Raw genomic sequence first — 21,738 nt, forward strand, 5'->3', positions numbered from 1 at the left:
TGATAATGCCATTCAATAACCAATCAGGCTCTGTTGAGTTTTGCTCACGAAACGGCGTTATTTCTTTCCAAAGATCCTGCCCAATTAACACCCCGGAGAAAGTCTTCTCAATTGTGTGTATATATACGTTCTGTTTAATATTAACCTGATAGTATCCGCTTGCATTTAATAATAAATCTAAAGAGGACGTGTATGTTAAACGATGAACCCCCGTCGGGTATTCCGACCAACACCTGATTATCCCCGGCACCTGTCAGTGTCTGTAAGGATAATCAGAACCACAAGCCCGATAAATTAAGGGCGAAGATTATCTTTATTTCGATGCTGTTATATCGAGGTGCTCTATGCTGTTACAAAAATTTGTTTTTCCATTGATGTTGAAGACTACACATTCTTCATCTTTCAGCGATACGCTTGCCAATAAAAGCATTACGGCCCCAACTGCCAGGGCGCCGCGGTCCTTTCCTTTCGTTCAGACCCTGAAGCAATACTTCTCAACACATTACCAGCGTGCGATTAAATCGCAAATAGACAGTCTTCTCCCCTGACAGGGCGAGGTTCGTTACGGTATCGACGTCTTACACTGTTACCGTGATGAACATTATTCTAAATTGAATACGGCGTATAAATAACTCCATTTATCCGGAGGGATTAATTACGCCCTATTCTCTCTGCTTATCGGTTTTAATCGATATAAAAATTCCCACTGAGAATTAACGTTATGCAGAAGAACACCCCAGTGATGAGCCGGAATAAATTCGGCCTGAATGATCTGATTATCATCTCAATATTGTGTCTGTTAGCAGGATTACTGATTTATGGCTGGCAAGGTATGCACACGCCTTTTGACGGGAGCACGCTGCCGCCAGTCACACAAGACTATAAAGACTTACCTTATTACGCATTACGTACCACTATGCGCCTGCTGTTTGGGTTAGCGTTCTCACTCATTTTCACCATCGTATTTGGTGTGCTGGCAGCAAAATATGCTGCGATGCGTCGCATTATTTTGCCCTTTGTGAACTTTATGGAGTCCGTTCCTCTCCTGGGATTCCTGACCTTTACCACTGCTTTCTTCCTGGGGCTGTATCCGCACAGTGTTATGGGGCTTGAGGGGCTCGCCATCTTTGCCGTATTTACCGGGCAGGCGTGGAATATGATGCTGACGATGTATCAGACTTTACGCGTGGTGCCGAACGAACTCACCGAAGTCTCCTGCGCGTTTCAATGCAATCCGTGGCAACGATTCTGGCGGCTGGGATTTCTCTACTCTTTCCCCGGTTTGCTGTGGAATACCATGGTGTCTCAGTCGGCGGCATGGTTTGCGCTGATTGCCTCCGAGATGCTGACTATCGGCAACAATAACGTCAATCTGCCCGGTATCGGATCGTTTCTGGGTCAGGCCATTGATGCCGGAAGCATCCACGGTGTGCTCTGGGGCGTGCTGGCTCTCGTCATCACCATCGTGCTGTTTGACCAGTTACTTTTCCGCCCGTTAGTGCGCTTTGCCAGCCAGTTTAAATATGAAGATACCTCTTATGCTGAACGGCCAACCTCCTGGTTTTACAGCTGTTTGCAGCGGTCATTCACCGGGCAGCTGCTGGGAAAACTGGGCAGCCGCTTCTGCCAGTTCTGGCTGTTCACATTGCCTAAGGCGTGGTACCTGCTGGGGCTGAGTCGTCTGTTTAATTTCCTCGGATTACTCAACTGGCTATGGGCGAGTTTGTGGTATCTGGCGATTGCCGTCGCCTGCTTGTACTACGGCAATATTTTATGGGGTTATCTGCCCTTCCAGTATCTGTCAAAGCTTCCTGAATGGATGGGACTGACGGCGGCGCGGGTAATCATCGCCATGCTGCTAAGCATTGTTATCTTTACGCCGCTGGGCGTATGGATCGGCCTGCGTCCGCGACTGGTGCGTATTTTCCAGCCCGTGATTCAGATCATGGCAGCCATTCCGTCTAACGTTTTCTATCCGATTGTCACCGTCATTTTGATCACCTGGCATCAAAGTCTGAATGCCTGGACAATCCCGATGATCATGCTGGGTACGCAGTGGTACGTGTTGTTTAACGTGATTGCCGGGGCGTCTGTTATCCCTAGTCAGATGGTGGATGTGAGCCGTGTCTTTGGCGTGAAAGGCTGGATGTGGTGGAGCAAGTATATTTTGCCCGCCATTTTCCCCTACATCGTGACAGGCATTATTTCTGCCGCCGGCGGAGCCTGGAACGCTGCCATTGCTGCCGAAGTACTGAACTGGGGCGACGTCACTCTCAAAACCAACGGACTGGGCGCATTCATTTCCACCACCACCGAGGCCGGGCAAAACCCTGAGGCTGCACTGGGCTGCATTGCCATGTGCTTTATGGTTGCCCTTTGCGTGATATTCATCTGGCAGCCACTTTATCGTTTTGCAGAAACCCGGTTTAAATTTGACTAACTCGCTTATAAATAAAGTTAAAAAGAGATAATGACATGAAAAATACCCGTACTGTTTTAGAAATTAAAAATGTGTCGAAGTCCTTTCAGAAGGACCAAAAACATACGCAATGCGTTCTGGATAACATCAATCTGGAGGTCAGCGAAAATGAAATTGTTGCCTTGCTCGGACGATCTGGCTCAGGGAAATCCACCTTACTGCGCATGATTGCCGGGCTGGTTGACAGCAGCTTCGGTTCCATCGTGTGTAATGACCAACCCGTCACCGGCCCTTGCCCGGATACCAGTATGGTCTTTCAGACATTTGCGCTTTTCCCATGGTTAACCGTGTTTGGTAATGTCTCCTTTGGCCTGCAGGCGCTAGGTTTACCCGCCAGTGAGGTGAACCGCAGGACGGTAGATATGATCGACCTGATCGGTCTTTCAGGTTATGCGGACGCCTATCCAAAAGAGTTATCCGGCGGGATGCGCCAGAGGATTGGTTTTGCACGTGCTCTGGCGGTTGAACCTCAGCTGTTGTTGCTCGATGAACCTTTCTCCGCGCTCGACATTTATACCGGCCATAAGCTGCGTCAGGATCTGCTGGAGTTGTGGGAGAAGCACTATATTAAAACCAAGTCGATGATTCTGGTGACGCATGATATTGAAGAGGCCGTGATGCTGTGTGATCGCGTTCTCTTATTGACGGGTTCACCCGGTACCATCACAGATGAATTTAAAATCGATATTCCGCGCAAGACCCGTACACAGGAAAATACCAAACTCTGGGTCGATACAATCAGTGATACCTTGAATCATAAGATTGCGCTGACGGCGACGCAGCTTTGAAGCGGCTGTTGATCCTCTAGTTTTTTCACCTTCAGACTCATCATGCTGATATGACCCCTGTTCCTTATTATCCGGGGACAGAGGGTCATACCACGTTGTGTGCAAAGCGTAATTCCTGGCGGTCAGTCGCTAATCTTAATAACGATTTTACCGAATGCGCCACGGGAGAGGTGTCTGAACGCTTCGATCGCGTCACTAAAGCTGTACACCTGTTCAATGACCGGCCTGATATTATGTTCAGTGAGGAAAGGATTCATGCGATCAAAGGATGAACGCGGTGCAACAGCAATACCGCGTATCGTCGTCTGCCGGAAAATCAAAGGCATCAGATCAAGCTGTGAGGTCTGTCCGGTGAGAAAACCGACCTGAGCAATCGTCCCGGCCACTTTAGTGGCGGCAACCGACTGATTAACCCCGTTACCCCCGGCAACTTCCACCGTAATATCGGCGCCTTTACCCCCGGTCAGTTCAAGCACTTTGTTCTCCCAGTCAGGCGTGTTTTTATAGTTGATTCCCTCATCTGCGCCCAGCGCCTTGATCCGCTCAAGATTGGCGTCATTGCTTGACGTGGCGATGACTTTCGCACCGTACGCATGTGCAATCTGCGCAGCAAAAACAGATACCCCACCGGTACCTTGCACCAAAACCGTCTGGCCGGGCTGAAGATGACCGATGTCCATCAGCGAATACCAGGCGGTCAGCGCGGCGATAGGCAATGTTGACGCTTCTTCATCAGTCATGTTGTCCGGAGCTTTGACGGCGCTGTCTTCGTGAATAATCATATATTCAGCCAGTCCTCCCGGCAGCGGCATACCCATACACCAGGCGGGTTCATCTGCTGCGGGTTCGCCATCCAGCCAGCGCGAATAGAGATGTGAGTTGACACGATCGCCGGTGCGAAAACGTGTTACCCCCTCGCCCACGGCCACAATGGTTCCCGCGGCGTCAGAGACAGGTATAAGAGGTTTTGGAACCAGATGAGGCTCATAAAAGCCTTCAACAATCGCTTTATCACGAAAATTAAGGGAGACCGCACCTACTTTAACCAGAAGTTCACCTGGCCCCGGCGTCGGTGTTTCGACCTCTTCGAGGTGCAAATTTTCAAGACCAAAATCTTTCAATAACCATGCTTTCATTTCGTTGCGTCCACTTTGTCTGCATAAGATAAAGCCATGTTAGAGCGCAAAAGAAAGGGGAAAAAGTCACTGCAAAGGATTTCAGTGTTATTGCAGGGGAAACAATTCGGGTAAGGTACATCCCGCATTCCTGGTCATTGATGGGTAGAATTTGCCGGAAGAGGAGAAAAAACGATGCGTACTAATATGCTTGAGTTAATGAGTATTTTTGTTCAGGTTGTCGAACTGGGCAGTTTCACCAAAGCCGCAGATGCCTTGCAATTACATCGTCCTGCTGTCAGTAAATCCATTCAACACCTGGAAGACGATTTCGGGATAAAACTTCTCCACCGCACCACGCGCAGCCTGAGTATGACGGCGGAAGGAGAAGAAATTTATCAGCGCGCAAAAGGTCTTTTAAGCGACGTCAACGACATGATGGCGGTTTTTTCTCCCAGCCAGCCGCCGCGCGGGCGCTTGCGCATCGATGCTCCGCTTGCCCTGACACACGCAATCCTTATTCCTTCTTTAAGTGAGTTTCAAAGCCTTTATCCGCAAATTGACATTGTACTCACCGCATCCGATCGCCTGACTGATCTGATTTCAGAAGGTGTTGACTGCGTGATTCGTCTGGGAGAGTTGGTCGATTCCGGTTTTAGCGCGCGCCGTGTGGGCAGCGTCAGTATGGCCACCTGTGCTGCGCCGTCATATCTGGATAAATACGGTGTTCCGCTGACGCCGGATGAGCTTGTGCATCATAAAGCGATCAATTTTTTCAGTGAACACAGCCGTGAAGTGATGGACTGGAAATATGTGATGAACGGAGAAATTATGTCACGGCGACCGGGGAGTAATATGTTGGTTAACAATTCCGATGTACTTCTTTCCTGCGGGCTGGAAGGGCTGGGTTTAGTGCATGCGTTACGGACAGCGCTGGAACCTCACATTCAGTCTGGCAAACTGACGGAAGTTCTCACGGATTACGCGGCTGTCACAAAACCAGTGTCTGTTCTGTATCCCGATCGCCGCTACCTGCCTTCGAAAGTCCGCGTTTTTATCGACTGGTTCTGCGAGGTCTTCGCAAGAAAGTATCAGGAATAACAGTGACACTGTCACAAAAAATTCATTTTGTGGTATTCAGATCCCTTTTCCTGCATCTCGCAGACTGCCGCTTTCGCAACCCTCTCCTGCTTCGCTTGCGCGCAATTCAGAAAAGCCCTCGCGCAAGCAGACAGGTGACGATGGCCGAGAACCAGCTCAAATTCGGGCTCAGTACCCGATAAGTGATGATAGCTGATTTGATCCTGGCGAAAGCCACTCATACTTTGTGGCACGACGGACACCCCGCCCCCGACAGACACCAGTGACAGCACAGCGTGCATCCCGTGCGCTTCCTGAGTAATCGTCGGCACAAAACCTGCATTGGCACACAGGCGGATCACCTGCAGATGAAAGCTTCGCCCTTCTGCCATTGGCCACAAAATAAAAGGCTCAGCGGCCAGATCGGCAAGCGTAAGATTTGTCCGCTGGCTCAGGGGATGATCTACAGGCATCGCTATACAGAGACGGTCCTGGTCAAAGCGGGTCTTCACGACGTCTTCCGCGTTTTCAAGTGGAGGGATCAGTATTCCGATATCCAGCATTTCATCGCGTAAAGCAGCAATCTGAGAAGCCGTTGTCGCTTCACGCAGTTCAAGACGCACCTGCGGATGGCTTGCCCTGAATTCACGGATCACATCAGGCAGGCGACCATACAGCGCGCTTCCGACATAGCCCAGCCTTAAAACTCCTGTTCGTCCCTCAGCCACATCAACCGTTGAAATAAGGGTTTTTTCGGCCTGTCGGAGTGTTTCACGTGCCTCACGTACAAACGTCGCTCCTGCTGGCGTCAGGCCAAGTACGCGGTTACCGCGCTCAATCAGCATAACGCCCATATCCTCTTCCAGTTTTCTTATCGCATGGGTCAACGGCGGCTGAGACATATTCAGGCGCTGTGCAGCACGATGAAAATGCAATTCCTCCGCGACGGCGATGAATTGTTCCATCATCCGTAAAGTGACGCGTGCCTGCTTTTCTGTCGCCATGTCCGGCTCTCCCTGTGTTCAATGCGTTTGCTGACTGCCGATACAATTAAAGTATCACAGAGCCTCATAGTCAGTATTTTATCTATCGAAAGCGTGACTTTATGCTCTTTTCCCAATGAAAGCGTGTTAACGGGAGAAATGAGATGGTGACGTTTAAAGATCAGGTCGTACTTATCACCGGCGCAGCTCGCGGGCTGGGTCTGGCATATGCCCGGTGTATCGGTCAGCTTAGCGCAACGGTTCTCATACAGGATATCGGAGCCAACCCAGAGGGTGAAGGCACCGATCTGCTGGTCGCAGAGCGCGCGGCAGATACGTTGCGCTCAGAAGGTCTGGACGTACGGGTTATGACGGGAGACCTTGGCACACGTGAGGGCTGCCATACGCTGTGCGCAGACGCACTGCGTGTTGCCGGGCGGCTGGATGCCGTGATCCATAATGCGGGCTGGGTGGCTTACGAAAAAATCGGGATGATAGAAGAACGTTCTTTTGACCGCATGATGACTGTCACGGCTAAGGCGCCTCTCTGGCTTGCCCAGGCGGCCTGGCCCGCGATGAAAGCGGCGGGCTATGGGCGCATCGTAATGACCACTTCTTGCCGGGCGCTTTATCCGCAATATGTGCATCAGGGACTCGCCTCGTACGCGGCAGCCAAAATGGCGGTGGCAGGCCTCGTGAATGTTCTGGCGGAAGAAGGCAAACGTGACGGCATTATCGTGAATGCTGTTTCCCCCGTCGCCAAAACACGTATGTGGGGTGCAGAAGAAGAACCTGATGAACTTCTGCCATCGGCGGTGGCTCCGGGCGTGGCATATCTTGCCAGCGCACAATGTACCGAGGGCGGGTGGATCCTGCGTGCTGCGAACGGGCAATTCCATGCGACCAAAGCGGCAGAGGCCGCGGGTGTAGATTACCCCCGAAATCTTCAGGCTGTTCAGGCATCCACCGCTCTGGAGGTTGCACAAAACTGGGCGTCGATCGCGATTACCGCAGTGGAGCCACGCTCGTGAATGGCGTATCCGTGATATTTGCAGGCCAGGCAATACTGGGGGAATCTCCTATCTGGAGCCGTTCAAGAGCCAGACTCTTATGGGTCGATACCATGGGGGCCTCTCTGAACTTTTTCGATCCCGCCACGGGCAGAAATTTCAGCCACCCGATGCCCGCTCCGCTCGGTTTTGTCGCAGAAAAAAGCTCGGGTGAGTTACTCCTCGGTATAGGTTGTCATGTTGAGCAAATTGACGCAGCAGGAAACCGACAGCGAATCGCCACCGCGCCACACGCACAAGAAGGCTTTCGGCTTAATGATGCGTGTATGGACAGCGCAGACCGCCTGTGGGTCGGGCTGATAGATGAAGACCTGAAGGACGGAACAGGTTATCTGTATCGTCTGGATCCTGATGGTCGCTGGCACACCCTGGATTCGGGTTTCACACTTATCAATGGCATGCGATTCAGCCGCGACGGCGAAATACTCTATGTGACGGATTCCCGGCGTGGAGAAATTTATCGCTATGAGTGCGACCCGACATCAGGCAACCTCAGCCATCGGCGCGTCGTTATCAGTATTGATCCCGGCAAAGGTAAGCCAGACGGACTGATCGTCGATCAGAATGGATTTCTGCTCAGTACGCTCTTCGATGGCGCGGCCATCGCGCGGATATCTCCGGAAGGAGAAATAGCCCAGCTGATCCCCCTTCCCGTACAGCGGCCGACAAGCTGTGCGTTTGGTCATAATGAACAATCACTGTATGTCACCTCGGCACGGCTTGGGCTGTCGGAAAGGCAGTTAGAACACATGCCATTCTCAGGGGCACTTCTGAAAATTGACTACAAACGCGCAATACAACAACAGGCGATACAGGGGAAGAGCCTGCGGTAAATCCCTTAAAAACTCATAATAAACTTCTGAAACTTTTATTTTTACGTGATTCGCTAATTGTTTCCTGCTCTGCGAAGGAATAGCTTAAAGCCTCACATTTAAAAGGAATTTATAAAAATGGCAATCCCAGCTTATCTATGGCTTAAAGACGATGGCGGCGCACTGATCAAAGGTTCTGTAGATGTTAAAGATCGTGAGCGTTCAATAGAAGTTACTTCTTTCGGACATTCCCTTAGCATCCCCACAGATAACGGTACGGGTAAGCTGACAGGAACACGTATCCATGGCGCTATGCAGATTGAGAAGGATTTTGATTCATCAAGCCCATATCTATATAAGGCTGTGGCCACTGGCCAAACGCTGGAATCAGCAGAATTTAAGTGGTATCGAATTAATGACGCGGGGCAAGAGGTTGAGTATTTCAATATGTACCTCGAGGGCGTGAAAATTGTCTCAGTTGTTCCGATGATGCACGACACAAAAACAGTTATAAATGTTGGTCATAAAGAAGCGGTTCAGTTGCGCTATCAGAAGATCACCTGGAAGTATTTGGATGGGAACATTCAGTTTTCAGACGCATGGAATGAACGCGTAACCGGATAAAAGTTAATGGATACCACCGAACAGACCAGCGGATACTACTTTGATGGCTTATCGAATATCTCTGCTGGTGAGTTATATTTTTGGGTATTTCTGGATGAAGCGGGTAAACAACTTGGTGTTACTGACTTAGCTGGGCTTGCAATGTTTATCCTTGGTCAGCCCATTATGAGCACACGCGCCAAGCCGATGGGAACAACGAAGGGAACTTCACCATTAAGCTACTATTTGCGGCAATGGTTAACTACCGAGGTCAAGCAATGGCGCACACTAACGACTGGAAGTATCAGGCGTCTCAAATTCTCCTATGTCGATAATCTTGGAGCATTTGTGGCACGCTGGATTCCTTTCCTTGGTATTGTAATCCTTGCAAGTGACATATCTCAAATTGTCTGGAAAAGCACAAGTCGTTACAACACTATTGCAAAAGAGAGTGACCGCCTATGGTAACTAATGAGGATGTCATAGACTGGTATAATGCAGGATGGAACAAGTCGGGGAAATGGCCTGTCACGATTGACACCAGCCTCACCACGGGGCGTTATGTCTGGGTGTGGGAGACTGGAGAAGAAATCATGGAAAGCTATTTCAAGGCCTTTGAGGTAGACACGCAGGGGTTTAGTTTTCTGAAATACTGGCCCAATGAAAAAAGCATGATTCCAAATTTCCTGCTGCCTAAATCACTCCGAGTTAAGGAATTCGAACCAGCTCCGCTTACGCTAAAAATGCTTGCTGATTCGGCACGAGCAGGTAAATGGCTCTATGACTGACTCAAACTGGGTATCGGTCTATTTACTACCGCTGAACATTTCGGTGTTGATGACTTCCTGACAATTGGCCTGATTCTGCTTGGTCAGCCAACTCTAGGTACGCGCGGTAAGCCTGGGGGGACAACACAGGGAACATCACCACTGAGTCAGCAGTTGCGTCATTATCTGGACATTGAAACCAGACGTTTACCCACGCTGACAACGGGGAGTATTAAGCGCCTTGAGTTCAGCTATGTGACAAATCTGGGTGCTTTCGTTGGTCGGTGGATCCCCATTCTGGGAATTATCATCATAGCTACTGATGTCTCGACGATTGCCTATAAAGCGACGAACAAGTACAACACCATAGCGCGGGGTAATGACAAACTATGGTAAGCAACGAGGATGTCATAGAGTGGTACAGGCAGCGGTTCAACAAGCCTGTTCTGTTCTCTAAGAAACAGATTCCGGTCACGATTGACACCAGCCTGTCAACAGGTCGCTATGTCTGGGCAAGTGAAGCTGGTGCTGAAATCATGGAAGAGTATTTCCAGAAATTTGATGTAGACCCTGCTGGATTCGATTTCTATAAATACTGGCCTGTAGAGACCTTTATCTTATTTGCACTGTGCACGTCTGGCGCTGATGACGATGAACCTCAACCTTTAACCCTGCAAATGCTGGCAGAATCAGCCAGGGCAGGTAAATGGCTCTATGACTGACTCAAACGTATCGGTTATTGATCCTAATTCTAACCCGGCTAAAGGCCGGGTTTTTACATGTACGGACTGCCTGTCGATCACCCGCTACATCATCGATACCGTGAGAACTAATTTAAGCCCGGCAGTTATCGCGTATATCCGTACAAATTAATCCTGCCCGAAAGGTATTCGCCCAAGTAGACTTCACTGATTTTTTTGAAACCTTGCTCGGCGATCCTTGCTTCTAACCATTCAGCGTCTTTATTAATTATCTCAAGCAGATCGAAGTTTGCTGATCCATCCACGATGATGGGATAACGAATATTCTCGTCACCGCTTTGGATAATTGTTAACTGACCATTTTGCTCTAGGACCACGCGCTTAAGCTGTTCAACTTCATAAATGCCATTAGATCTTAACTTAAACATCAGGTCATTAGCTGAAACGCCATTTCTCAAACATTCTTTAACATCCACATTGCCGTTATGTACCAGCGTAATGGGTTTACCATCAATAATCCGCTTCACAAACCGGTTATTTTCTTTCAGGAATTTAAGAATGAAGACCAGCAACGTCCAGATAATTAAGACCAACACAAATTGCAGCACTGTAATTGATTCATTGTAGATGACGCCACCGATGATACCGCCCAGAACGTAGTTCTGAACCTGATCCATTGCAGATGTCGGGGCAAGATTGCCTTTACCCATAAGGTTGATTTGGACAATCAGGCACAGTATCCCCAGTCCCAATTTGATGATGATAGGTGTGTATATAGGCATTTGATTTCTCGTTATTTTATGATGTTAACTTCCGGATTTGTTAACCAGACGTCCGTTAAGTTATAGGTGTTTTGATCTGAACTTAAGTTAACACGGTAATAGCCGTCGTTAACTTTAACGATCACGCCATCGGATAACTGCACTGAGCTGGAATAAATATCATTTATGCTGACATTCTTTTCTTTTGATAATAACGTGACAAAATTAACCATTTGCGACGACTGGGAGTGAATATTTTCACTGTTTGCATAATCTGCATACTGAACACCTGAAACGAACAGCAAAAACAAAAAAGCAATAATCGTCAAATCCCGATATCGGGTCTGCAGGCGATGGCGCATATACAAGCTGAAAACGACAATCAAAACAAACAATGTACTGAAAATAATTACATACTTAAGGTAATCATTTATATTTGACTGCGTTTGCAGATAATTTATCCCATAAAAATTCATACTAAAATCATTCCTTGTTGATTAAGGCTCTCTGCTTTTTATAATTATAGCAACGTATTGTCAATTATCTTGATGGTGATGAGTGTTTTTGTTAAAATAAAAGAGTGAGTGTCAAATCCTTTGAGTATTACACGGACGTTATTTATACATTATTTTCACAAATTCAAGTGATACTACGACATTCTTTTCTCACTGCCCCGCCTGACAGGATTCTATAAAGGGGCATAACGCATTAACTCTCTTTGCGTACAATTGAATTACAGAATGCTCTTCTCTTTTTCTCTAATCTGATATCAACATCATTAATAGCCGCGTCATTACCCCAACCGAGATGTCTGTAAAATTTCGCAGCACGGCTGTTCTTATCAGTTTCCAGCCAGACTACATCATGGTGTTTAAATAACTCTTGCTCAGCAGCCATAACAAGCTTACGCCCTGCCCCTTTATTTTCATATTCCGGGCGAACAAATGCCGCAAAGAGGCAGCCTTCATCCTGTAAAGTCATTGAAAAACCGATAATATTTTCATTATCAACTGCTACCCAGGCACAAGGGTTTTTCAGGATCATATCTGCCACAACGCTTTCAGTGATCCCCATCAGCCGCATTTCCTCACGACTGAGATGATTTTCTATCACCGACGTTCTCACATCGAAAATACTCCCGACATCAGAAACAAGTGCTGGTCTTATGTTTATACCCATCAGATAAGGTCTCAGGCATGATTTAAAATGTGATGATACCAAATATATCAACCAGATACTCACCCGACAGGTTCGTGGCAGAAACGACAATGGATTATTCAGCCGCCCTGGGGACGGCTCTCCGCTCAAACTCATTTGTCAGGAGCAAATCTCAAGTTATCGGCAGTTGCCAGAGTCACAAACGGTCCGGCCAGCGTGACATTGTGATGAGCAATAATTTCATTTGCTGATAAAAATTCGTTATCCATTGTTGTATGCGCATCTGAAATCAGCACGGTTTTGAATCCCAGTTCCGAGGCAACCCTGCAGGTTGTGTCGACACAAAATTCTGTTTTCATCCCGGCGATAACCACCCGCTTCACGCCTCGCTGGATGAGCTGAAGCTGCAGGCCGGTATCGCGGAAACAGCTGGGGTGCTTTTTAATAAAAACGATATCCCGCTCAACGTTCACGTCCATTTCAGGTATCAGTTGTGTTAACGGACTTTGTTCAGATAAGGGAGAGTCATCGGGTCCGGTGTGGCGGGCGAAAAAGACGGGCACCTGAGCCTGTCTTGCTTTTGCAATCAGCAGACAAATATTCGACAGAACCGCTCCGGCTGAATGCGGAGATGTCGGGCCACGGAAAAGTCCTTGCTGCATATCGATAACGATAAGTGCATTTTCAGATGAAATCATAATGTTTCTCCATTCAGAATATTATGAACGGAGAGATTTTCTTCCCCGTCCGGATTGGCGGGGAGTGAGGATCTGTTTTGTCAGGAGTCAGTCACAGATACGCCCACACCACCGCAGGTTCCGATAGTGGTGGTGACTGTGGTTGTTGGCCGAACTGACTTAATCATTTTCTGACCTTAACTTAGTTGATGAAAATCAGGCACTGGAAACAACAGAAATCGTAAATACTGCTCATTTCTTATAACACTGAGCAAATACCGGATTCAATACATTTAACCTGAATGAAGTACAGCCCTTGTTGCCCCGAAAAAGAGCCTATACCGGCTTTTGCTCAAAGCTGGCGGTAAGATATTTCATCTCACCAGATGGACGGCCGAAGCATGCTTTAGTGCAAGTGGCAGAGCAAAACAGAAAAAAAGCTGGGATTTTGGATTTACGACTGTATATTTAAACAGTTATTTATACAACGAATAGGCCATTTGAAATGAATAGCACTGTTGAAGAGATAAGTTTTGAGATTTGTGAAAATGCTGATGCGGAACAATTATTACCCATTGAAGAAGGGCTTAATGATTTCAACGATTTAATGACGGGGATCAGTGATCGTAAGCCATTATCGGTATTAATAAAATCAACGAAAACGGGTGAAGTTCTTGGAGGAATGCAAGGACGTTCCTCACTGGGCCTCCTTTTTATAGATCTTTTCTATCTTCCACCAGAGCTGCGGAGAATGGGGCTTGGCACAGATATCCTAAATCGCTTCGAGGATGAAGGGCGAAGAAGGGGCTGCACAGCAGCATTTTTGTATACGATAAGCTTTCAGGCTCCTGATTTTTACAAAAAACACGGTTGGGAAGAGTTTGGGCGTATTGACTGCGCGCCGGAAGGAACAAGCCGGATATTTATGAAGAAATTCTTATAAAATCCAATTTTGTCTTTCAGCCGGGACGTCCGCTTTTCGCACTTCGAAATATGCAGCCCCTGAAATATCCTGTGAGGAGCTGATTTTGTAATTTCAGCAAAGGGTTGTTAAAATTTATGTTAATTAACGATCCACAGCAGCGATGCTGCGTCCTTTACCTGACCCAAAGTTGACCAGAAATGAAAACGAATATCCCCTCCTGGCTGCAGCAAACTGCGATCCTGCTCTTATGGGGGCTGGTTTATTATTTATCAGGATTGATGTCTCTCAAATTTGACGACACAAATTCTGCGATTGCTATAGTGTGGTTTCCTCCTGGCGTGGCGGTAGCAGCCTTTTTATCTGCTCGCTGGCGCCATTATCCCGCGCTTATCCTTATCTTTGTTCTGGTGAGCGTACTACAGGACCGGGCCTGGCAGAATCTCCCCACTTTTCTTATCTCAGTGGGTTATTCACTACTCGAAATGCCAGCCAACGTTCTCATTGCCTGGATCGTCCGGCGTTTCGCGCGGCCAAGTGATGATCTGCACGTCATTATTTTGTGGATATGCTCCACTTTTGTGATCAGCATGTTGGATGCGCTAATCGTGGCGGGAGGTTACGCTTTCTTCAGCGGACAGCCGATAATGACAACTATCTGGAACGGTTTCGTTGCTGACGTGACCGGGATTTTCTTTGCTACAACTGTGGTGATGGGTTTCGTGAACAAGCGTGGCTATCAGGCTTTCCTCCCCTGGACGAAGCTGCTGGGAGGCCTTGCCTTGTTGCTATCGATCTGTGCCCTGACAGTATTTATTTTCGGCTATAGTGACACATGGCTTAAAACCGAAGCTCCCGCGCTATATTTCGCCCTTTCCTGCTTGCCTATTGTCCTGAGTTTGATGCTCGCCCTGGTATGGGGCAACCGTGGAGGATCCATCGGCCTGCTGGTATTAGGGCTGATTGTCATCCATTTTACCGACATGCATCAGGGTCCGTTCTTTCTGCGCAACCTTAGCCTCGTCGAGTCACTGCTACTGGCGCTAAGCTACCTTTCTGCGACAGCATTGCTCATCGTATTTGTACGCGTATTAAGACGCTCGACAACCCGTTTCAATCCAGATACAGGCAGGCTTTCAGGTAACGGCGTACTTTACAGACTTGAGCCTGAAACTGGCAAGTTTACCTGGGAAAATGATCTCTCTTCGCTGCTGGATTCTGCTTCTCTGACAGAGTTCGATACGGTTGAGAAAGTGCTAAGTCATGTACATCCTTCAGACAGAGAAAAACTCAATCAACACTGGTTTAATTCGATGTCGAGCCAGCACGATACCGTCATTTTTCGTATTAAGTCGAATAATGATGAGTGGCTAACGCTGGTAGACAGCGGCGGTATCACCATGGCAAATGCTGACTCGTTGATTATTGTCGGGAACTGGCAGTCCAGCCATTACGATTTGGCTATTTAAACTCAGACGTCATGATTTAATAAAGAGAGACCGACTTGTGATACAGATTGCATTATTATTGTTCGGCGTTGATTTTATGCGTTACTGGGGCAAATATCTGATCCTGTTTGGGAGCCTGTGGAGCCTGTTCGGATTGGCCATCTTCCTCGACGGTCTGGACGGGGTGACGTACTTCCCTCTGCGATTTTTTGGTTTGCTTTTGCTCACGGAAAGTTTAGTGACGCTAAGCATAGCGTCAGGAGGCATCGGTGCGCAAAAAGCCCTCCTCTACTTTAAGGGGGGCATCTTTTGCTTCGTCTCGCTTCTTATCTTATCAAACCAGTCTTATAGCAATTTGCTCCTGGCGATCGTATTCGGATTTGCCTATTTCGTGATTGGTCTGTTTGTGGTTTTCTCGGCGTGGATTGTGCGTTTCCCTAACTGGAAGAGCTCTTTTTTGAACGGCCTGGCACAAATCTTTTTTGCCATTTTCATATTCAGTCCCTACCCAACACATTACAAGGCTACGGTCTCTTTCTTCCTGGGAACACTGATGGTTTTCAGCGGTATTCATACCGTACGCCTTGCTCTTCGGGTTATGCGACTGCAGGAAGGGACTTCTGTATTCGAACTTTTAGCGCCTGAAGGTATAGGATTAGAGTTCAATAAAGGTGGCGCGGCAAAGCCAGAAGTTGCTTCGCAAGTTATGACTGATTTTCGCGAACCCCTCACCGTTCATATATGGACGCCCGAAGGGACAGCCAGCGCATCGACTATTCCACGCCCGGTGATCAACCGTTACATAGCCGCAGTAGACTCGGAAGGTGTAATATCAACCGGCCATGCTGCGCTGGAAGTCCCTGACAGTATTTACATCAGCCTGTACCCAGCGGAAGATATCGACCGGTCGCCATCGGAGTTCCTGAATACACTTAAAGCAACACGCGATAATGATGTTTTGGGTAAGTTTCAGCCTGACTATGCCACCGAGGCAGCAGAATGGTGCCATTCAGATCGTAAAATTTGTTTCACCAAATACAACGGAACAGCTTTACACCGTTTTTGGAGTGACTACAAGTTAACAAAGACCTATAACCTGACCTACCGCAACTGTTCAAGCAGTGTTGCCTACGCGTTGGAAAACGCCCTGGATGGTGTGCTCTCCGGACGTACTGAAAGCTGGTTATCCATAATCAGAACGCTCACTATGCCTGAGCTTTGGGTTGCCGCTCAGTTACGCAAACGCGCTATCTCAATGGCCTGGACGCCAGGTCTGGTGATGGATTATTCCAGGGCGCTGCGCAGCATCATCCATCCGGTACCAAAGCCCTGGTATCAACGCGTTCGCTTCAAACGGCATGACAACAGAGAGGCCGATGAATAGCGCACTGACGGGATACTTAGGAGTCAGTCAGTGGGAAACGGATTTCGAGAACAGCTGGATAATCAAAATTCCCACAGCAATAAAAACCATGCCCATGATGGCAGGAAGATCGAGTTTCTGCTTATAAAACAGGAATGACATTATAGAAACCAAAAAGATCCCCATCCCCGCCCAAATCGCGTAAGCGATACCAATATTCATGGTCTTGACCACCTGGGAAAGACCATAAAACGAAATAGCATATCCCACCACCACAACCATGCTTGGGATTATCCGGGTAAAGCCATCTGAAGCTTTCATCATGGTTGTGGCCAGCGTTTCAGCGCAGATAGAAATGGCGAGAATAATGTAGGTGTTGAGCATCTTATTTCCTCTTGTATAAAATATTTGGAAGAGTATATAACCCGACTCAATCTAAAGTTTAAACAACCGGGAAATCATCCGCTATTAAACACGTCGCGGCGGCAACCGAAGCTCAGGGCTTATATCCACGCCACGTCTGGACATGAATTTTGTTTCTGATGCTTTGGTTGACGGGCGACGACTGCGCTTGTAGACGAAGACCGACGTTTACACCCGCAAATGTCTGGGGATATGCGGGGGCAGAATTGGCGCTCGTCAGAGGTGGCTGGGATGCTGAACAGTATAGCGCTCAGGCTTCCTTTACCGCAGTTGCTGAAGTCCGCCAATGGTTGTGCCGGGTATTCCTGATTATGGCTGGATCACATACGGGGAACGGGGCAAGATCCTGCATGACTCACTGAGCGTTATAGCACATCCTGAGTGCAGGTCATTTTAAATAAACCTGGTTAAAATTGTTCCATTTTTTTTCCACATAATTAATAAAATCTAAAAACAGAGGGGAATAATAGGGTCTATGCATCCAGACAAGATAGACGGGTATATTAGCCAGTTTCCAGTCAGGAATGATCTGCACAAGCTCTCCGTTGCGGATATGTGTTAATGCTAGCCATTTGGGTGTACCCAGAAGCAGCCCTTTTCCTTCAAGGAGTAAGTTGAAAAGAGCCAGAAAATCGTTAGATTTAATAGAAGGTTTGTGATTTTTGTCTAAGGAAATTGTTTCATCCCCTTTTGTAAAAATCATATTATCTTTTAAATTACAATTATCCACCATCAACAAGGTATGCCCTTCGAAACTGTCGGGTCTGTCTAACATATTAAATTTTTTAATGTATTCAGGAGAGGCACAGCTAATAAGCTCAACAGAGTTTAGTTCTCGATGTACCAGTTCTGGCCTTTGAATATTTCCGTATTGAAGTGCTACATGATCGAAGTTTTTTACATCATGATTGAATTCAAAAAGTTCCTGTGATTTTATCTCAACCCTGGCCATAGGGTTTTTGATTATATATTCACTTGTCCAATGATTAGCGAGCAACTGACATACTACAGAGGGTACGGAAAATTTTATGTCACCCTGAATTAAAAGTTCAGGATTCTGTAATTCAGACAGCAGGGACTGAAAGGATTCAGTAATATTCTTCGCTTTACTATACGCAATATGACCCGCAGAAGTGATTTCAAAATTACGAGCATCCCTCTTAATCAGCATCGTTTGGACATAATCCTCTAACCTGGATATAGCCTTGCTCACGGTGCTGACACTGACACCGAGCTCACGAGCAGCAAGAGAAAGGTTCGCCTTCTCAATTGTCTTTATAAAAATCACCCAATCACGAAGCTCGCGAGTGTTATTATATTTCAAGTTTCACCTGCAAAGAAATAAAAACAAAATTTACTATAGCATGAAATTTTAAATAAGGGATAAACATGATGCTCTGGTAACTATATAGCATAATGTTCTATTGTGTTATTTTATTATGTAGCTAACTACATAATTCCAATTTTTCCAAATTGGAAAAGTTAATTTTCCCACTTGTTCATTCACTTGTTTGAAATGTAAATGTATTATAAACGAATTGATTTTTTAGGCTTAACATTTGAATAGAATGAGAACTAATCATGAAAAAAAAGCATTTAATACCGTTAGGTTTACTCATTGTTTTTTCTCTTTCTCAGGGTTTAAGTTATTTCAAAGTTTGCATTCCTCATGCTATCAAAAGAACTGCAAGAGCAGTAGCCAACGGGTACTTCATTAAAATATTTGTGTTGATAGTGTTAAATTGAAAATTTAATTTATTTTAAAAGATTGAAATTATGAATAAAATGTTTAAGAAAATATTTGGCTGGGAATGTTCTTCATTCGACATATATCAACAGAGTTATTACAAGTTTGGAGGGAGTGTAAATACACACCCTAAAATTTTGCAGTATCTTTTAGATAAGAAAATATGCGAAATAGATTTTTATCATTATAAAGAGAAAGATATCATTCAAGGTTGTTTTTTTGAAATCAATAATAAGATTGGCATTAACCTGTGGAGAACATATCCCATAACGAGTGATGAAATCATATTACCTGTAAATGTAGATAAGAAAGTATTCCTTCCGGGGCGTTCAAATAAGATATCTTCTGCCCATTCCAACCATTTTTACAACACAATTTTTACCAAGTTCAGACCAAAGAAGAAGTTTATATGCTTGGCCAAGGATGATTTTTCTAAAAAGAGCCATAAAAACAGAAGGAATGAATTCAATAAATTCATTAAAGAGGGTGGGGTCGTTAAAAATGTAAATGAACTCCAACCAGAGCAACTTGCCAATATATATGCACTTCTTTTCAAAAAAAGATTTCAGGACAATGTGAAATGCTACAATAAAGAAATTTTGATAGATTTCTTCACATATTTCAAAGATATGATTTTTGGTTATGTTCTTTTTATCGATGGTTCGTTACCCTGCGCATATGATTTTATACTTAAGGCAGAGTCAGATAAATGGATATATTTTGATGTGCCTAATGGAGGTGTAGATCCGGATTACTCACATCTGAGTGTCGGAAGTATACTTATGTGGTTGAATATAAATGAAGCTGACAAGTTATGTAATGATAAAAACAAAAAGAGGCTATTTTCAATTGGATTGTATGACCCAAAATGGGATTATAAAACGCGTTGGTGCAATAAGGTGCCTGTCGGTAAAACAATCTTCATGTAAGCAGACCTCAGTTGTCACTGTTTGTATTTTATAATGCAACTGCAAACAGACCCGTTTTAGTTCCACGTACTTTTTGAGATCACGGCCAGATTGATCCTTTCCCAATATCGTTGCCAGGATAAATCAGAGATCCGGGCGAGATATACCTGCTGATTAAACCCTTGCTCAGATTTGAGTCAAATCAATAAACGCGCAGGTATTGTTGCGGATATCGGATCGGAACTGTAATTTCCTATTGAGCGGGATTTGACGAGATATTTATTACTTTACTAACATCCTGTTATTCGGTGCATTTTCGGGTCTGCGATTGCCCAGTTTTGTAGGATAATGATGTACGGTTTACGGGATACAACGCTTTATTAACAGGATAATGGGATGCTTGAACTGTTTGACGTGAGCTATGAAGAGCTCAGAATGACCAGAGTAGATGAACTTTACCGGCTTAGAAAAACGACCTTCAGTGACCGTCTGGGATGGGAAGTTGTTTGCAACCAAGATATGGAGTTCGATGAATTCGACAATGACTCAACACGCTATATTCTCGGATTGTGTAAGGGGAAACTCGTTTGCAGCGTGCGCTTTACCGCTCTCGACCAGCCAAACATGATAACCCATACGTTTCGTGCGTGTTTTGATTCGGTTCCGCTTCCTTCTGAGGGAGTTGAGTCGAGCCGTTTCTTTGTCGATAAATTGCGGGCCCGGGAGCTTCTCGGCGAACGATATCCTGTTAGTCAGGCACTTTTTCTTGCCATGATAAACTGGGCTCAGGATAACGGACATGCTGGTATTTATACCATCGTAAGTCGCGCCATGTTGACGATATTGAAACGCTCGGGCTGGAAAATACAGACACTTAAAGAGGCATTTCTTAGTGAGCGGGAACGCATCTATCTGATCTATCTTCCTGCCGGGCAAGACGATCAGATAAACATGGCCACAGGACTCAACAGCCAAACAGACTCTTTGTTTACCTGGCCGCTGACGCTGCCGGTATAATCAGCTCCAGTTCAACGCCCAGCCTGATTGCCTGGCGGGCGTTACTGACACCCAGCTTAGCAACGACATTTCCCATATGAAACTTTATCGTACTGACTGAAACGCCGATAATCGTCGCAATCTCTGCATAGGTTTTCCCCATACTGGCCCAGTAAAGCACCTCATTTTCACGGAGAGTGAAAATGTTATTTTCCTTTCTCGCCGTAATTTGACGTCCGCGGGCGGATATACCGCCAACAAGCCGATACATCTGTTCATTTATATCGATGAGAAGCATCTGCAAGTTGCCACGTTCAGAAGTCAGTCGCTCTTCCAACTCTTGCTGGCTATTGTCGGCAATGATAAAAGACAGCAATGCCAGATTTCCCATCTGATCATGCAGCACAAATGTATAGCCATTCAGAATGTTGTACTGCCTGGAAAGGGAAAAGATTTTTGTAAATTTCAGTTCAGACATCAGCGTGATGTTTTCATCCCACGCAAAGGGAGAGGTTCTTTTGAATGCGGTGAGTATTACCGGGTCGGTAAGCTGAAAATTGTTGGCCCGATAGAGATTGACCCACTCATCAGGATAACTGGAGATGATCAGGACTTCTGCAGGGTTTTTTTTCCTCACAACGGTATAGGCATAGTCGGGACTGCCTAGTGGACACAGCTTACGGTCGATATAATCTTTCAATGTTTCAGTGATCGTGTGATTTTGTTCAAAAGCACTAAACATACTGACTCCCTGAGGGCTGCTTATCCCTTAATGCCGACATCTATACTTAAGTACAGGTTTTTTCAGGACTTAAGTACAACTTACGCCCCATTATAATGAATGGTACCTTCTTTAACGAAAAAGAAACCTCACACACTGCTCCGAACAATGTGTGAGGAGGCCAATGGACGGCCAACACCAGGGAAACACTCGTAC

Annotated in this window: 23 protein-coding genes and 1 pseudogene; 15 read left to right on the plus strand and 9 right to left on the minus strand. The window is 46.3% G+C overall.

The features are described from left to right. The first annotated feature begins 721 nt into the window (after positions 1 to 721). Both CKQ54_RS24550 and CKQ54_RS24555 read left to right on the plus strand, forming a co-directional pair. Positions 722 to 2,440 (plus strand): ABC transporter permease, encoded by a 1,719-nt coding sequence (locus CKQ54_RS24550; protein ID WP_120163400.1) that lies wholly within the window; start codon positions 722 to 724, stop codon positions 2,438 to 2,440. Between the two features lie 35 nt (positions 2,441 to 2,475). Beyond that, complete coding sequence (locus tag CKQ54_RS24555; RefSeq protein ID WP_113876484.1) at positions 2,476 to 3,267, plus strand: ABC transporter ATP-binding protein; 792 nt, start codon at positions 2,476 to 2,478, stop codon at positions 3,265 to 3,267. Between the two features lie 122 nt (positions 3,268 to 3,389). Here CKQ54_RS24555 and CKQ54_RS24560 read toward each other — a convergent pair whose 3' ends face one another. Then, positions 3,390 to 4,403, minus strand: coding sequence for a zinc-dependent alcohol dehydrogenase family protein (locus CKQ54_RS24560; RefSeq protein WP_120163401.1), 1,014 nt, complete (start codon positions 4,401 to 4,403; stop codon positions 3,390 to 3,392). A 174-nt stretch (positions 4,404 to 4,577) separates the two neighbouring features. Here CKQ54_RS24560 and CKQ54_RS24565 point away from each other — a divergent pair, with 174 nt between their 5' ends. Beyond that, on the plus strand, positions 4,578 to 5,483 hold the full coding sequence (locus tag CKQ54_RS24565; RefSeq protein WP_120163402.1) for a LysR family transcriptional regulator: 906 nt from the start codon (positions 4,578 to 4,580) through the stop codon (positions 5,481 to 5,483). An 11-nt stretch (positions 5,484 to 5,494) separates the two neighbouring features. Here CKQ54_RS24565 and CKQ54_RS24570 read toward each other — a convergent pair whose 3' ends face one another. Continuing rightward, complete coding sequence (locus tag CKQ54_RS24570; protein WP_120163403.1) at positions 5,495 to 6,466, minus strand: LysR substrate-binding domain-containing protein; 972 nt, start codon at positions 6,464 to 6,466, stop codon at positions 5,495 to 5,497. 143 nt (positions 6,467 to 6,609) lie between these two features. Here CKQ54_RS24570 and CKQ54_RS24575 point away from each other — a divergent pair, with 143 nt between their 5' ends. The 7 genes and pseudogenes from CKQ54_RS24575 (at position 6,610) to CKQ54_RS24605 (ending at position 10,419) form a co-directional block, all read left to right on the plus strand. Further along, entirely contained in the window at positions 6,610 to 7,476 is an 867-nt protein-coding gene (locus CKQ54_RS24575; protein WP_120163404.1) for an SDR family NAD(P)-dependent oxidoreductase, read from the plus strand. Between the two features lie 11 nt (positions 7,477 to 7,487). Continuing rightward, the gene (locus tag CKQ54_RS24580; protein WP_279630536.1) at positions 7,488 to 8,348 is read left to right on the plus strand and encodes an SMP-30/gluconolactonase/LRE family protein; all 861 of its coding nucleotides are present in this window, start codon (positions 7,488 to 7,490) and stop codon (positions 8,346 to 8,348) included. Positions 8,349 to 8,465: 117 nt separating this feature from the next. Further along, complete coding sequence (locus CKQ54_RS24585; RefSeq protein WP_120163406.1) at positions 8,466 to 8,951, plus strand: Hcp family type VI secretion system effector; 486 nt, start codon at positions 8,466 to 8,468, stop codon at positions 8,949 to 8,951. A 6-nt stretch (positions 8,952 to 8,957) separates the two neighbouring features. After that, positions 8,958 to 9,398, plus strand: coding sequence for an STM2901 family protein (locus CKQ54_RS24590; protein ID WP_113876487.1), 441 nt, complete (start codon positions 8,958 to 8,960; stop codon positions 9,396 to 9,398). Next, on the plus strand, positions 9,392 to 9,718 hold the full coding sequence (locus tag CKQ54_RS24595; RefSeq protein WP_120163407.1) for a DUF1493 family protein: 327 nt from the start codon (positions 9,392 to 9,394) through the stop codon (positions 9,716 to 9,718). Before CKQ54_RS24590 ends, CKQ54_RS24595 begins: the two co-directional genes overlap by 7 nt. A gap of 12 nt (positions 9,719 to 9,730) precedes the next feature. After that, positions 9,731 to 10,093 (plus strand): annotated as a pseudogene (locus tag CKQ54_RS26140) (STM2901 family protein); the annotation flags it as partial. Continuing rightward, positions 10,087 to 10,419, plus strand: coding sequence for a DUF1493 family protein (locus CKQ54_RS24605; RefSeq protein ID WP_120163409.1), 333 nt, complete (start codon positions 10,087 to 10,089; stop codon positions 10,417 to 10,419). The pseudogene CKQ54_RS26140 and the gene CKQ54_RS24605, both read left to right, overlap by 7 nt. A gap of 125 nt (positions 10,420 to 10,544) precedes the next feature. Here the strand turns inward: CKQ54_RS24605 and CKQ54_RS24610 are convergent, their stop codons facing one another. The 4 genes from CKQ54_RS24610 to CKQ54_RS24625 form a co-directional block, all read right to left on the minus strand. After that, positions 10,545 to 11,180, minus strand: coding sequence for a DUF421 domain-containing protein (locus CKQ54_RS24610; protein WP_112289659.1), 636 nt, complete (start codon positions 11,178 to 11,180; stop codon positions 10,545 to 10,547). 11 nt (positions 11,181 to 11,191) lie between these two features. After that, positions 11,192 to 11,635: a DUF3290 domain-containing protein gene (locus CKQ54_RS24615; RefSeq protein WP_112289657.1), complete on the minus strand. Its 444-nt coding sequence runs from the start codon at positions 11,633 to 11,635 to the stop codon at positions 11,192 to 11,194. 232 nt (positions 11,636 to 11,867) lie between these two features. Beyond that, a complete protein-coding gene (locus CKQ54_RS24620) occupies positions 11,868 to 12,338 on the minus strand; it encodes a GNAT family N-acetyltransferase (protein WP_120163410.1) in 471 nt (156 codons plus the stop codon). 131 nt (positions 12,339 to 12,469) lie between these two features. Continuing rightward, positions 12,470 to 13,015: a cysteine hydrolase family protein gene (locus tag CKQ54_RS24625; RefSeq protein WP_112289654.1), complete on the minus strand. Its 546-nt coding sequence runs from the start codon at positions 13,013 to 13,015 to the stop codon at positions 12,470 to 12,472. A gap of 484 nt (positions 13,016 to 13,499) precedes the next feature. Between CKQ54_RS24625 and CKQ54_RS24630 the strand changes: the two genes are divergently transcribed. From CKQ54_RS24630 to CKQ54_RS24640, 3 genes are all read left to right on the plus strand, one after another. Then, positions 13,500 to 13,937, plus strand: coding sequence for a GNAT family N-acetyltransferase (locus CKQ54_RS24630; RefSeq protein WP_120163411.1), 438 nt, complete (start codon positions 13,500 to 13,502; stop codon positions 13,935 to 13,937). Positions 13,938 to 14,116: 179 nt separating this feature from the next. Then, complete coding sequence (locus CKQ54_RS24635) at positions 14,117 to 15,385, plus strand: MASE1 domain-containing protein (protein ID WP_120163412.1); 1,269 nt, start codon at positions 14,117 to 14,119, stop codon at positions 15,383 to 15,385. Positions 15,386 to 15,422: 37 nt separating this feature from the next. Then, entirely contained in the window at positions 15,423 to 16,748 is a 1,326-nt protein-coding gene (locus CKQ54_RS24640; RefSeq protein WP_120163413.1) for an HdeD family acid-resistance protein, read from the plus strand. A 27-nt stretch (positions 16,749 to 16,775) separates the two neighbouring features. On the opposite strand, the gene CKQ54_RS24645 is transcribed toward CKQ54_RS24640, so the two are convergent. Together CKQ54_RS24645 and CKQ54_RS24650 are read right to left on the minus strand one after the other, a co-directional pair. Continuing rightward, on the minus strand, positions 16,776 to 17,111 hold the full coding sequence (locus tag CKQ54_RS24645; protein ID WP_113876495.1) for a DMT family transporter: 336 nt from the start codon (positions 17,109 to 17,111) through the stop codon (positions 16,776 to 16,778). A 427-nt stretch (positions 17,112 to 17,538) separates the two neighbouring features. Next, positions 17,539 to 18,474, minus strand: a complete 936-nt coding sequence (locus CKQ54_RS24650) for a LysR family transcriptional regulator (protein WP_120163414.1) — start codon at positions 18,472 to 18,474, stop codon at positions 17,539 to 17,541. A 452-nt stretch (positions 18,475 to 18,926) separates the two neighbouring features. Here CKQ54_RS24650 and CKQ54_RS24655 point away from each other — a divergent pair, with 452 nt between their 5' ends. Both CKQ54_RS24655 and CKQ54_RS24660 read left to right on the plus strand, forming a co-directional pair. Beyond that, on the plus strand, positions 18,927 to 19,826 hold the full coding sequence (locus tag CKQ54_RS24655; protein WP_120163280.1) for a GNAT family protein: 900 nt from the start codon (positions 18,927 to 18,929) through the stop codon (positions 19,824 to 19,826). A 375-nt stretch (positions 19,827 to 20,201) separates the two neighbouring features. Continuing rightward, complete coding sequence (locus tag CKQ54_RS24660; protein WP_113876498.1) at positions 20,202 to 20,822, plus strand: acyl-homoserine-lactone synthase; 621 nt, start codon at positions 20,202 to 20,204, stop codon at positions 20,820 to 20,822. On the opposite strand, the gene CKQ54_RS24665 is transcribed toward CKQ54_RS24660, so the two are convergent. Next, on the minus strand, positions 20,794 to 21,543 hold the full coding sequence (locus CKQ54_RS24665) for a LuxR family transcriptional regulator (protein WP_113876499.1): 750 nt from the start codon (positions 21,541 to 21,543) through the stop codon (positions 20,794 to 20,796). The genes CKQ54_RS24660 and CKQ54_RS24665 overlap by 29 nt on opposite strands. Between the last annotated feature and the right edge of the window lie 195 nt (positions 21,544 to 21,738).

The sequence above is a fragment of the Rahnella variigena genome, from assembly GCF_003610915.1.
GTDB lineage: Bacteria > Pseudomonadota > Gammaproteobacteria > Enterobacterales > Enterobacteriaceae > Rahnella > Rahnella variigena.

What these genes read in the sequence shown, in the direction of transcription:
- CKQ54_RS24565 (WP_120163402.1), top strand. Translation starts at nt 4,578, where the DNA reads ATGCGTACTAATATGCTTGAGTTAATGAGTATTTTTGTTCAGGTTGTC.
- CKQ54_RS24590 (WP_113876487.1), top strand. Translation starts at nt 8,958, where the DNA reads ATGGATACCACCGAACAGACCAGCGGATACTACTTTGATGGCTTATCG.
- CKQ54_RS24625 (WP_112289654.1), bottom strand. Translation starts at nt 13,015, where the DNA reads ATGATTTCATCTGAAAATGCACTTATCGTTATCGATATGCAGCAAGGA.
- CKQ54_RS24635 (WP_120163412.1), top strand. Translation starts at nt 14,117, where the DNA reads ATGAAAACGAATATCCCCTCCTGGCTGCAGCAAACTGCGATCCTGCTC.
- CKQ54_RS24610 (WP_112289659.1), bottom strand. Translation starts at nt 11,180, where the DNA reads ATGCCTATATACACACCTATCATCATCAAATTGGGACTGGGGATACTG.
- CKQ54_RS24550 (WP_120163400.1), top strand. Translation starts at nt 722, where the DNA reads ATGCAGAAGAACACCCCAGTGATGAGCCGGAATAAATTCGGCCTGAAT.
- CKQ54_RS24605 (WP_120163409.1), top strand. Translation starts at nt 10,087, where the DNA reads ATGGTAAGCAACGAGGATGTCATAGAGTGGTACAGGCAGCGGTTCAAC.
- CKQ54_RS24585 (WP_120163406.1), top strand. Translation starts at nt 8,466, where the DNA reads ATGGCAATCCCAGCTTATCTATGGCTTAAAGACGATGGCGGCGCACTG.
- CKQ54_RS24665 (WP_113876499.1), bottom strand. Translation starts at nt 21,543, where the DNA reads ATGTTTAGTGCTTTTGAACAAAATCACACGATCACTGAAACATTGAAA.
- CKQ54_RS24645 (WP_113876495.1), bottom strand. Translation starts at nt 17,111, where the DNA reads ATGCTCAACACCTACATTATTCTCGCCATTTCTATCTGCGCTGAAACG.
- CKQ54_RS24615 (WP_112289657.1), bottom strand. Translation starts at nt 11,635, where the DNA reads ATGAATTTTTATGGGATAAATTATCTGCAAACGCAGTCAAATATAAAT.
- CKQ54_RS24660 (WP_113876498.1), top strand. Translation starts at nt 20,202, where the DNA reads ATGCTTGAACTGTTTGACGTGAGCTATGAAGAGCTCAGAATGACCAGA.
- CKQ54_RS24630 (WP_120163411.1), top strand. Translation starts at nt 13,500, where the DNA reads ATGAATAGCACTGTTGAAGAGATAAGTTTTGAGATTTGTGAAAATGCT.
- CKQ54_RS24655 (WP_120163280.1), top strand. Translation starts at nt 18,927, where the DNA reads ATGAATAAAATGTTTAAGAAAATATTTGGCTGGGAATGTTCTTCATTC.
- CKQ54_RS24560 (WP_120163401.1), bottom strand. Translation starts at nt 4,403, where the DNA reads ATGAAAGCATGGTTATTGAAAGATTTTGGTCTTGAAAATTTGCACCTC.
- CKQ54_RS24575 (WP_120163404.1), top strand. Translation starts at nt 6,610, where the DNA reads ATGGTGACGTTTAAAGATCAGGTCGTACTTATCACCGGCGCAGCTCGC.
- CKQ54_RS24555 (WP_113876484.1), top strand. Translation starts at nt 2,476, where the DNA reads ATGAAAAATACCCGTACTGTTTTAGAAATTAAAAATGTGTCGAAGTCC.
- CKQ54_RS24620 (WP_120163410.1), bottom strand. Translation starts at nt 12,338, where the DNA reads ATGGGTATAAACATAAGACCAGCACTTGTTTCTGATGTCGGGAGTATT.
- CKQ54_RS24595 (WP_120163407.1), top strand. Translation starts at nt 9,392, where the DNA reads ATGGTAACTAATGAGGATGTCATAGACTGGTATAATGCAGGATGGAAC.
- CKQ54_RS24570 (WP_120163403.1), bottom strand. Translation starts at nt 6,466, where the DNA reads ATGGCGACAGAAAAGCAGGCACGCGTCACTTTACGGATGATGGAACAA.